Source organism: Spirosoma panaciterrae DSM 21099 (assembly GCF_000374025.1).
Lineage (GTDB): Bacteria > Bacteroidota > Bacteroidia > Cytophagales > Spirosomataceae > Spirosoma > Spirosoma panaciterrae.
In genome coordinates this window covers 1-1,984 of sequence record NZ_KB893236.1, presented here as the reverse complement: position 1 = coordinate 1,984, position 1,984 = coordinate 1, and the positions used below count along the sequence as shown (strand labels likewise).

The following is a 1,984-nucleotide window of genomic DNA, read 5'->3' as shown; positions in this document are numbered from 1 at the left end:
TACCGTTCACCGATTGACTTTGAAAACCAATTTTATCAAACTGTTTTGTCAAACTCTCATAAGTAAAGTGTCCGGCTAAACGGGACCACCCCACAGAGCCAACCCGATGTTTGGTAAGAAACATTCAGAACAAACGAAAAGGCTCATGTCAGAAGCCAGGAAGCGCAAAACCTAATATTTTGCTGGCTACAAATGGCAATATGTAGACGAGTAAGACCTAGAACAGCCTTTCCCATTCCTAGGGCCACCCGTACTTACAGGTGGCTTTTTTATTGCCAGCGTATTTCCTATGGGAAAAACACCCTTTTTTAATGAGTAAAGAGGGGTTGTAGAGGAAAAATTAGAATATTGTGACTTTGTCTATGCTAAAGGTTCTTCAAGCAATTGCCTTTGTTCTATGTAGGGTTACATAACGACCTTAGCGGCTCTTTACTGTTTATGCAATGCTAAGAGTCAACTTAATTTATGGACGATAAAAGCAAAGCGTTAAGCGCTTTCAAAGCACAGGTTGAAGAATTAGAAAGCATTTCCAATCGTCAAGAGGGGCGTGTATGGGCAGATTTCACAGTGGGAATCATAAAAAAATATATAGGAAAAGATTCAAGATTTCTCACTCATATTGAAAGCTCTTATTCCATTTTCTACGATAAATGGAGTTTCGACAGTGATAAAAGATTGGCTAAAGAGCTTATTAGGAAGTGTATACAGTATATAGAATTGAACGGCATTCATGAGTTACCCAAACTTCCTGTATCAACTAGTATTGAGTTACCCAATCCTCCTGCATCAACTAGCATTGAGTTAACCCAATCCAATTTTATTGGTCGAATGTCGGAAGGATGGGCAATATTTTGGACAGGCTTATTAATTACCGGGGTGGGAAGTATAGGCTACTTTATGGGGGATTACTTTGCCAAGAATAGAATAGATCAGGAGAAGGTTGATTTAAGGAATGAGATCAAGAAGCTACAAGCCGAAAAGTTGTCTTTAACTGTAAAGGATAATGCCCAAGTGTTGCCAAAAGACAAAATCCACGTGAAAGCTATGAATAAAAAATAATTTGTATAGTGAGGGAGCATTTGGTGAACGGAAATATGCCTCAAGGGAGATTTGCAGTCAAACCAAGAGAGGACGTAAAAGAACGAAGTGAATTATCATAATCATCAACTCTGTGTCTGTTAGATAATATTCTATACAGAGTAAAGTGAGTATTTACGGACAACAAATCAATCATTTCAATGACCGACTTCCCATACAAAGAGATACTACTACTTTTACTAGGAACTCTAAGTACCTATTTAGTTTGGCGTGTCCAGTACCAAAAAGACAGATTGAAAAATATTGAGAATCAGCTTTCTGATAAGAAATACAAAATGTATTCAGAGCTGCTTTACATCTTTTTCGACGTATCAATGGCCAACAAGACTGGTGTTGAGATAACTTAGCAAGATTTGACGAAAAGGCTCATCGCAATAAAAAAGGATATGTATCTGTATGCGCCAGATGAAGTATTTAAAGGATTTACAAAATGGAGTTTGGACTTAACCAGCCACGATAATCCGACAAAGCAATTCAAGGATTATTACGAGTTAATAAAACTGGTTCGCAAAGACATGGGGAACAGCAGAACGAAGTTGAGTTTAGATGACTTCATGTTGTTCTACATGCAAAATCGTGAAGAGTACGCAAAGTTTAAATCGCAAAATGGCTGGTGATTATTGAGTGTAGATAGCTAATACTGCCATAAGGACGCAATGTTCATGCGGACATTAATCAGCCTGTTAGGCTGACAATAGACTTGAAAATGAACTTGAAAGGAATGTCTTTATTAAAACTAAGTTTAAATTATTAGATAATTTATTGAGCTCTAGTGAAGGAGATTTATGGACTTATTGATTCGTGAATAAGCTTATAATAAACGTATCTTGTTGTCGGTATGGCAAAATACAAACAATCAGAGTACGAACTACTCCGCCGACGCTGT

The 1,984-nt window shown here is 37.4% G+C and carries 1 protein-coding gene; it reads left to right on the top strand.

Features of this window, described 5'->3' with window-relative positions; translation table 11 throughout:
• Positions 1-465 precede the first annotated feature (465 nt).
• The gene (locus B153_RS0130870) at positions 466-1,059 is read left to right on the top strand and encodes a hypothetical protein (RefSeq protein ID WP_020600620.1); all 594 of its coding nucleotides are present in this window, start codon (positions 466-468) and stop codon (positions 1,057-1,059) included.
• The last annotated feature ends 925 nt before the right edge of the window (positions 1,060-1,984 follow it).